This window comes from Paenibacillus sp. F024 (genome assembly GCF_057814255.1).
In genome coordinates, this window is the sequence record NZ_JBVASZ010000068.1 from 1 (window position 1) to 7,816 (window position 7,816).

A 7,816-nucleotide genomic window follows, 5' to 3' on the forward strand; every position below is an offset into this window, starting at 1 on the left:
TGTAGACGACGAGGTAGATAGGTTCGGGGTGGAAGCGCGGCAACGTGTGGAGCTGACGAATACTAATCGGTCGAGGGCTTATCCAAAACAATGATCAGCATGATTTGTTTCGATCCAGTTTTCAGGGCGCAAGTCTTGAATTTGTTTGAGCTTGGAGAGATACCCAAGTGGCTCAAGGGGACCCTCTGCTAAGGGGTTAGACTGCGTAAGTGGTGCGAGGGTTCGAATCCCTCTCTCTCCGTTTGCTAACTATGGCGGCGTAGCTCAGCTGGCTAGAGCGTACGGTTCATACCCGTAAGGTCGGGGGTTCGATCCCCTCTGCCGCTACCATTTTTCGAATTGATTTTGGATGTAAAGTTATGCTATGATTCGACATGTATTTATTACCTGATGGAGGCTTAGCTCAGCTGGGAGAGCATCTGCCTTACAAGCAGAGGGTCGGCGGTTCGATCCCGTCAGCCTCCACCATCATATGCCGCTGTAGCTCAATTGGTAGAGCAACTGACTTGTAATCAGTAGGTTGGGGGTTCAAGTCCTCTCGGCGGCACCAGTAATCCTAATGCGGAGCCGTGGTGTAGAGGCCTAACATGCCTGCCTGTCACGCAGGAGACCGCGGGTTCGAATCCCGTCGGCTCCGCCATTAAAATTACATAAGGCTCGGTAGCTCAGTCGGTAGAGCAGAGGACTGAAAATCCTCGTGTCGGCGGTTCGATTCCGTCCCGAGCCACCATAGGTTTTTAATTCGGAGGCTTAGCGAAGTGGCCAAACGCAGCAGACTGTAAATCTGTTCTCTGACGAGTTCGGTGGTTCGAATCCATCAGCCTCCACCAGTTACATAAGAGCCATTAGCTCAGTTGGTAGAGCACCTGACTTTTAATCAGGGTGTCGTAGGTTCGAGTCCTACATGGCTCACCATTTGGTGAAAAGTAGTGAGACCTGAGAAGGTCTCTTTTTTGTTGTATTAGGAAAGTATATCGACTTCTTTTCTATGGATAAGTAAGCCACGTACAATAAAGTAACCCATAAACTACAGCAGCAGAGACCTGGGATGTGCAAGCTACGAGTGCCTAGGCTGGCGAAAAAATAACCGTAACCCGTTTACATATGCTTTACCTGTGAACATCGGTTAAGGTATTATCCGACAAAAATCAACCGATCATTTCGCAAACAGGGATATGCCGGCCAGATACGGGAGAGCAAATTACGGCAAAGCAGATCCGATTCTCATACAAAACCGCTGCGGCCCCTTGCCGCAGCGGTTTTGTATGAAAGAAGAAGACTATAGCTCCATACGCATTGCTTTTTCTTTAATATAGTCTGCTGTACGGGAGGCCAGCGCCATGACGGTATTCGTCGGATTGCCCGCCCCCGAAGTAACAAAAATGCTGGCATCGCAGACGAACAGATTGGGAATATCGTGCGTCTGGCCGTAGGAGTTGACCACAGAGCTGTCCGGGTCCGATCCCATACGGCAGCCGCCCATCAGATGGGCTGTATCGGGCACGACGAACTCCGGCTTGCCTCCGGCGGCTTCAAGGATGTCTTTCATTGTACCTACGGCATGTTGAATGAGCCGTTTATCGTTATTGCCGTAGCTGAAGGTGACCTTGGCCAGCGGCATGCCGTTGGCATCCTTGCCTTCGCTCAGGGTGACGGTGTTCCCGGGGTCCGGCAGCACTTCACCTACCATGGTGATGCGTGCATAGGCGTTATAGTCAAGCATCGCCTCGCGCAGGCGCGTGCCCCAGACCGGGCGGCTGCCGTCCGACTTGGAGATCCCCTTGGCAAAGCTGAGCGGTCTGACACCGTGGGCATGCAGCGTGTAGCCGCGTGCGACATCGCCTGATAGATGATAAAAATCCTGCGTCGTCGCAAGCACCGGGGTTCCTTTATACAGCCGTACATCATGGTCGAACCGCGCGTAGACGTCATTGCTGCTGTGCGTCATGAACGCTCTGCCCACCCAGCCGCTGCGGTTGGCCAGGCCGTCCGGAAACTGCGCATTGGCCGAGTTGAGCAGAAGCCGTGGTGTTTCCACGACATACGCGGATACAATGACCAGTTTAGCCTTCTGCTCATAAGTCGTACCTTGATGAATGAAGGTGACTCCTGTCGCCCTGCCGTTCTTCCCTACGTTTACCTGAGTGACCATGCAATCGGCAAGGACCTCGGCTCCGGCCTGAATGGCTTTGGGAATGTGAACGATCAGCGTGCTGAATTTGGCGTTGGGCATGCAGCCCTGCGTGCAGAAGCCGCGGTTAATGCAGGGCGGCCGGTCCTCGAAGGGCGCAGACAGGATGGCGAGCGGGCTGACCGTCCAACGGATGCCGAGCTTCTCGCAGCCCTTGGCGAACAACTGGGCGTTCATGCTGATCGGATCACGCTCCGGGTACGGATAAGGACCGTGGAATGATCCCCAGGGGAAATGCTTCGGACCCGATACGGCGATTTCTTTTTCCACTTTATCGTAGTAAGGCGCAAGGTCTGCATACCCGATCGGCCAATCTTCCCCTACACCGTCAAGCGATTTAGCTTTAAAGTCCGTCTCGTGAAAACGCAGGAAGACGCCGGTAAAATGCACCGTTCCTCCGCCTACGCCCTTGCCGGAATTGTTATGTCCCATCTGGAGCGGATCGGCACCGTCCACGATGCGCGTGTCCTGCCAGCCGAGCCGATTCATGGCCAGCTCATCACTGGCAAAGTCGTGCTGCGGATCGCGAAACGGCCCTGCATCCAGCACGACAACACGCATTCCGGACTCGCTGAGCTCCTTGGCCAGAACCCCGCCTGCCGCGCCTGCTCCCACAATGACAACGTCCACCGTCTCGCCCTCATATTGACGCTTCATCCTTTTCTTTGCTCCTCCTTCGCTTCCCAAGGATCGAGCTGCTCCATACGTACGTAGCCGCGAGGGTAAGCCGGTCCGCCGTACCCGATCTCAGACCAAACCTCCGGATGGGAATAATAGGCTTCGATACTCAAGGTCAGCAGCTTTTGGAAAAAAACCTGCTGGGCTACGTCCCGCCACACCTCGCGGGGAACCGCTTCGCCTTGGCTGACCTCTTCCATAAGCTGTTTTTGCTGCTCCTCCTTTAGATGAAAGAAAAGCTCCGTATGTATAGACCGGCATGCGGTCTCCAACGCTTGCAGTCCCTGACGAACCAATGCCGGGGCGGGGGGAATGCCTGGCTTGCGCTGGCTTTCCTCTCCGGAGGTCAGTGACTGATCCATGTGATCAAGCACGAATTGAATGATCTCCGGACGATCGTCATCCATTAACCGGCTGCACCAAGCCCTTAGCATTTCCGCTTCTATTGTCGTAAGGAAAGTATGGGTTCCGGAGACTTGCAGGCGGGAGTTCACAATTTTTCTCGTATGGTCGTCCCATGCATGCTGCTCGTTCATCACATTGTAGGAGGGATAGCGGCTTAGACGTTTCATAGGTGGTTTTACCTCCAATAGTAAGCGATCAAGCCCAGTACGCTGATCGCGATGTACAGCATAGGCATGACGACAGGCGGACCGACCAGAAAATTGCGCATGCTGTAGCCGCCGACACGCAGGCCAACGCCATGAAAGTGATAGTAGAATCCGATAGCGCCGGATAGCACCCCGAGCCACATCAAAAAGACGAACAAGGACAGCAGCCAATCCGGACGGGAGATGGCGATCCATATGGCTGCCAAGCTGTACACGGGCGAAGAAATGACAGGGGACCACATCGCTTTGTGATGGAAATTCTGACGGTAATGCGAAAGCGTGACCTGTACCCAAACGGCCAAAAAGGCCATACCGACGAATAAAAATACAACGCGCTCCAAAGGCCAGCCGGACCAATGCATAGGGATCGCCTCCATCTGAGATTAAGCTTGGGGCTCTGTACGCCCGGGAAAAGTTAAGGAACCGAACGGCATGACGGCCAGTTCCAGGGAAGGTTCCTTCAACAGCTGATTCAAAACCGCTTCCAGATCATCCGCCGGATGGAAGCCCAGAAGCTCCGTCATTGGATGGGGAAGGGAAGAATGCAAATACACCGGATGGCTGCTGAGCACTTCGTCCACGTGAAGTACTTTATGGGCGCCGAGCACAAAGTGCCGCTTCAGCTTAGCCGTCATCTGCTGACGATCCGTTATCGTTTCTACCCAGTATTGGATATTCCGTTGCCTATCCCCTCGGATAGCTCCGCGGCCATCAAGATCGTCCCTCCCGGCTTGGTAAATGCGGCGGCATTGCGCAGAGCTTTGATCGCTTGATAAAGCTGGCGGTCTTTAGGGTCCCCTCCGGGAGCGACGATGACGAGATCGTACCGTTTGCGCACGGGAAGCACGAATCGGGCAGCGGCAAGAGCCGCTAAGGCACGATGGGCCTTGGATAAATGCCCGGCAGCGGCACCCAGCACACACCTGTCCATATCAACGATTACGTTGAGGAGAAAATGAATGGGAACGAAGGCATGCGCCTCTTCAAGATCGCGGTGAATCGGATTATCCGGATCTCCCGCCGCTGCGCGGTACTGAAGGGATAGTCCGTGATTATGCTCGATACAGGGCTGCGAGGCAGCGCCGGGAATCAGCGCCTTCACTCCGCCGGAGATACCGACCAGGGCATGCGGTTCGATGTTGCCGCAAGCGATGCGCAGCGGCGCTTCGACTACTCTCCGGTTGATTTCCACCGGTGTGCCTAGTGAGGTCGTTCCGACACGCACGCAATCCTCGGGCAGAGGAGAATGATTGTGTACCCTTATACGCCTGTACACGGTCTCCCCCACCAGTCTTCGCAGCTCCTGTTCGGTATGCTTTCGATGAACCCCGAGCGCTACGATAATATCGATCCCGTCGTCTTGAATACCTGCCGCCCCGAGCTCATCGAGCAGCGGTTCCAGCAGCAGCGGTGTCGGACAAAGCCTTGTACCGTCGCTGACCAGAATGACCGCCCGGTTATGACCGTCGGCCAGCTCCCGAAGCCTGGGCGAATCGACCGGCGCCTCAAGCGCTTCCCGGATTTGACGCAAAGAGTGGTCATGCCCTCTGTAGGCTCGGTCCTGCACATAAGTAATCGTTTCGTAAGAACAGGTCGAGGGGATTTCAAAAGAGATGGTCCCCGTACCGTAACGTAAGGTTGGAATGACCTTGCCCTCCTTGATCGTGGGTTAGAATCATGATGGATACAGACCTTTAAATTATTACCATAACCTAATAATTTATCCTGAATGGGTGAGGCGCCATTATTCGGCCCCCGTGTCCTTTTTATTTTTACGGCATGGCAGTTATGCTACAATATAGAACAGGGAAACGAAAACATCTTCATAATATATAGAAGGTTGGGAGCCAGGAGATGGATTGGGAACTGGTAAGGGAGCAGCTCGAGAAGACGTTGAACGTTCCGGTCAAACCGGCCAAGTGGTTATGGGAGGACTGGCGGCACGCTGTTCATGAGAGCGGCGCGGGGAGCTTGGCTAAGGATGGGGAAGTGTTCTTTTTCGTACAGAAGGAAGGACAGGACGCCCGTCTCTTAACGGTACAGGAGGATGCGGTCACTCCGATGGAACGCCGGCTTGTCGAGCTGATGCTGGAAACGCGCAAAGCACAGGACAAAAAAAATCCGGTTTCCGTAAGCGAATTGGAGCGCAAGGCGGGGCTGGTGCGCGAGTGGTTCCGCGAGCAGCAGGAGCTCGGATTGGTTCAAGCCGAGATGCCGGATACGCTGGTGTCACAGATGGCTCTGTATTCCGTTAAAATTCCGCTGCTGCTGTACGTCGATCACACGACGGCCCGCCGAGTGCAGTACCATGAGCTGAAGAAGCTGCTGGAATCGTTTTTTGATGCCGAAATCACTTTAATTCCTTTGACAGATAAAGAATGGCTCATGCTGGCGCCGGAAAAAATACTCTCCATAGATGACAAAGCCGAACGCGACCCTGAGGAAGAAACGCAGGAGGATCTGCTTGCGGCGGTGGGCTATGGATTGCATGAAATGCTGGAAAACGAATGGGTGGGCGAGTGTCACCTGGCTGTTCATTACCCGGTTCTTCCTTCCAAGTCGCTCTATGCGGCTATATCGCAGCTTCGGGAAACGATGATGCTGGGACGGACGTATCATGTGGGCGGCAACACGCATTTGCCGTGGGAGCTTCAGCTTGAGAAGCTGGTGCATCTGATCCCCGAGGCGGAGAAGACCGGCTTTTTGGAGCGCGCTGCCAAACGTCTGGACTTGGCGTTCGACCCGGAGACCATGACGACGCTCGAGCATTTCTTCCAGCTCGACTGCAACGTCAGCGAAACCGCCAAAAAGCTGTATATTCACCGCAACACGCTGCTGTACCGACTGGACAAATTCAAGCAGGAAACGGGCTTGGACGTTCGGACCTTCCAGCATGCGGTGCTGGTCAAAATAGCCATGCTATTGTATAAAGTAACGAAAAGAAAGTAATTTTTTTGTGAAGATTGTGCATAGTCATCTTACGGCCGGGTAGGGTATGATTTAACCATATCACGATACTAACCCGTAGGAGGAATTATTCATGGCAGGTGTACGCTTAAACCACGTCGTTAAAAGATATCCTGGTGCTGAAGAAGCAACGGTGAAGGACTTTCATCTTGATATTAAAGATAAAGAATTTCTGGTTCTCGTAGGCGCTTCCGGCTGCGGTAAGTCGACCACGCTTCGCATGATTGCCGGTCTGGAAGAAATTACGGAAGGCGAACTGTATATCGGCGACCGTTTGGTGAATGACGTAGCACCGAAAGATCGCGACATCGCGATGGTTTTCCAATCCTACGCGTTGTATCCTCACATGAACGTGTATCAAAACATGGCCTTCGGTTTGAAGCTTCGTAAATTCAAGAAAGCCGACATCGATGCCCGTGTTCGCGAAGCGGCCAAAATTCTCGATATCGAGCATTTGCTGGACCGCAAGCCAAAGGCGCTCTCCGGCGGTCAGCGTCAGCGTGTAGCCTTGGGTCGTGCGATTGTCCGTGAGCCGCAAGTGTTCCTGATGGACGAACCGCTGTCCAACCTGGACGCCAAGCTGCGCGTACAGATGCGTGCGGAGATCAGCAAATTGCACAAACGTCTTGAGACAACCGTCATTTACGTAACGCATGACCAGACGGAAGCGATGACGATGGGCGACCGGATCGTCGTTATGGATAAAGGCATCATTCAACAGGCGGCTACGCCGGAAGAAATCTACAATCATCCGGTGAACATGTTCGTAGCGGGCTTTATCGGTTCCCCGTCCATGAACTTCATTACCGGCGGATTTACCGATCAAGGCGGCAGCCTGCATTTCAAAGCGTCTGGTATTGATGTATTGATACCGGAAGGAAAAGCGAAGATTTTGCGTGAAAAAGGTTATGTAGGCAAGGAAGTCGTGATGGGCGTTCGTCCGGAAGATTTCCACGAAGAAGCGATCTTTATGGAGGCTTCGCCGAACACGATCGTGAACGCTTATATCGAGGTGGCTGAGAACCTGGGTCACGAGATGTTCTTGTACCTCAACGGGATCGGCACGCAAAGCATAGTGGCTCGTGTTGACGGACGCGCAGGCGTTAAAGAAGGCACGAATGTGAAATTGGCTATTGATATGAACAAAGTTCATTTCTTCGATAAAGAAACAACGGCTTCCATCCTGCTTCATTCTTAATCTGAACGAGCTTTCAAAGGTCAACCTTAAGGGGTTGGCCTTCTTTCATTTGGCGTGCCCAGCTAAGCACGCATCTTCTAGCCGGTGAAAGTCCGGTCGCGGGAGGAGCCAAGTCCCCGCGTAGCTAGGATACTTGCGTATGGCGAAATCTGTGCGTAAAAGCGTATCGAC

7 protein-coding genes, 8 tRNA genes and 1 rRNA gene are annotated in these 7,816 nt (G+C 53.6%); 11 read left to right on the plus strand and 5 right to left on the minus strand.

Annotated elements, in window-relative coordinates:
- The 9 genes from ACZYR9_RS26820 to ACZYR9_RS26860 all read left to right on the plus strand — a co-directional run.
- Window positions 1-86 (plus strand): 23S ribosomal RNA (locus tag ACZYR9_RS26820); the annotation flags it as partial.
- Between the two features lie 67 nt (window positions 87-153).
- Window positions 154-241 (plus strand) — tRNA-Ser (locus tag ACZYR9_RS26825).
- Window positions 242-253: 12 nt separating this feature from the next.
- A tRNA-Met gene (locus ACZYR9_RS26830) sits at window positions 254-330 on the plus strand.
- 62 nt (window positions 331-392) lie between these two features.
- Window positions 393-468: transfer RNA gene (locus ACZYR9_RS26835), tRNA-Val, on the plus strand.
- Between the two features lie 6 nt (window positions 469-474).
- Window positions 475-550, plus strand: a tRNA-Thr gene (locus tag ACZYR9_RS26840).
- A gap of 13 nt (window positions 551-563) precedes the next feature.
- A tRNA-Asp gene (locus tag ACZYR9_RS26845) sits at window positions 564-640 on the plus strand.
- A gap of 14 nt (window positions 641-654) precedes the next feature.
- A tRNA-Phe gene (locus tag ACZYR9_RS26850) sits at window positions 655-730 on the plus strand.
- Window positions 731-744: 14 nt separating this feature from the next.
- Window positions 745-830, plus strand: a tRNA-Tyr gene (locus tag ACZYR9_RS26855).
- Between the two features lie 9 nt (window positions 831-839).
- A tRNA-Lys gene (locus tag ACZYR9_RS26860) sits at window positions 840-915 on the plus strand.
- Window positions 916-1,279: 364 nt separating this feature from the next.
- Here the strand turns inward: ACZYR9_RS26860 and ACZYR9_RS26865 are convergent.
- From ACZYR9_RS26865 to ACZYR9_RS26885, 5 genes are read right to left on the minus strand one after another with little or no spacing between them, the layout of a single operon-like run.
- Window positions 1,280-2,848 (minus strand): GMC family oxidoreductase, encoded by a 1,569-nt coding sequence (locus tag ACZYR9_RS26865; protein WP_488981428.1) that lies wholly within the window; start codon window positions 2,846-2,848, stop codon window positions 1,280-1,282.
- Window positions 2,845-3,441, minus strand: coding sequence for a gluconate 2-dehydrogenase subunit 3 family protein (locus tag ACZYR9_RS26870; RefSeq protein ID WP_488981429.1), 597 nt, complete (start codon window positions 3,439-3,441; stop codon window positions 2,845-2,847). The genes ACZYR9_RS26865 and ACZYR9_RS26870 overlap by 4 nt, the downstream gene beginning before the upstream one ends.
- Before the next feature lie 8 nt (window positions 3,442-3,449).
- Window positions 3,450-3,842, minus strand: coding sequence for a hypothetical protein (locus ACZYR9_RS26875; RefSeq protein ID WP_488981430.1), 393 nt, complete (start codon window positions 3,840-3,842; stop codon window positions 3,450-3,452).
- Between the two features lie 21 nt (window positions 3,843-3,863).
- The gene (locus tag ACZYR9_RS26880; RefSeq protein ID WP_488981431.1) at window positions 3,864-4,115 is read right to left on the minus strand and encodes a hypothetical protein; all 252 of its coding nucleotides are present in this window, start codon (window positions 4,113-4,115) and stop codon (window positions 3,864-3,866) included.
- Window positions 4,116-4,138: 23 nt separating this feature from the next.
- Window positions 4,139-5,143: a lactate racemase domain-containing protein gene (locus ACZYR9_RS26885; protein ID WP_488981434.1), complete on the minus strand. Its 1,005-nt coding sequence runs from the start codon at window positions 5,141-5,143 to the stop codon at window positions 4,139-4,141.
- A gap of 191 nt (window positions 5,144-5,334) precedes the next feature.
- Between ACZYR9_RS26885 and ACZYR9_RS26890 the strand changes: the two genes are divergently transcribed.
- Both ACZYR9_RS26890 and ACZYR9_RS26895 read left to right on the plus strand, forming a co-directional pair.
- Complete coding sequence (locus ACZYR9_RS26890) at window positions 5,335-6,429, plus strand: PucR family transcriptional regulator (protein ID WP_488981432.1); 1,095 nt, start codon at window positions 5,335-5,337, stop codon at window positions 6,427-6,429.
- 91 nt (window positions 6,430-6,520) lie between these two features.
- Window positions 6,521-7,645, plus strand: a complete 1,125-nt coding sequence (locus ACZYR9_RS26895; protein ID WP_488981433.1) for an ABC transporter ATP-binding protein — start codon at window positions 6,521-6,523, stop codon at window positions 7,643-7,645.
- Window positions 7,646-7,816 lie beyond the last annotated feature (171 nt).